Below are 520 nucleotides of genomic sequence, written 5' to 3'. Positions count from 1 at the left end.
GCCCCAATGTCCTATTGCGTGGAAGTGCTCGATGCCCTTCCACAGGGTATCCATGACGTCGACAATGGCCAGCGCGGCCAATAGCCCGTAAAACCATTTCTGCCGCGAGTGGAAATAAGCCTCGAAGCCGCTGTATTCTTCCATGTGGTCCGGAAACAGCAAGGTGCATTGGAGGAAGAACAGCGCGGCATAGAAGATCAGGAAAAAATAGAGTTCGAACGACCATTGCGCCACATGCTGCAATCCGAACTCGAACCACCAGAAGTAGACGACCCCCAGAAACAGGAAGGCGGCCCAGATCAGGTGGGTCGGGTACAGGCGGACGCGGCCGGGGTGCTGTATCAGCCGCGCGAGGCCCGTCAACAGGCGGGCCACGCTCAAACCCATCACGACGCCCAGGACGGTCCGGACATGAATCAGCTGATCCGGGTGGGCAATGGCCACTTCCACGCCGGCGCCTATTTATGGTGCTTTTGTTGGGCCGCGCGGTCCATGGAGTGCTGTATCCCTTCCTCGTCCA

The 520-nt window shown here is 58.8% G+C and carries 1 protein-coding gene; it reads right to left on the bottom strand.

The annotated features are described in order from the left end of the window. Positions 1-450, bottom strand: a 450-nt coding sequence (locus N5K27_RS29030) for a hypothetical protein (protein WP_279821049.1), incomplete at its 3' end; no start/stop codon positions are given. Positions 451-520: the final 70 nt, after the last annotated feature.

Origin of the sequence: Pigmentiphaga sp. GD03639, assembly GCF_029845405.1 — a bacterium.
Lineage (GTDB): Bacteria > Pseudomonadota > Gammaproteobacteria > Burkholderiales > Burkholderiaceae_B > Pigmentiphaga > Pigmentiphaga daeguensis.
This window is presented reverse-complemented; position numbering and strand designations above follow the sequence as displayed.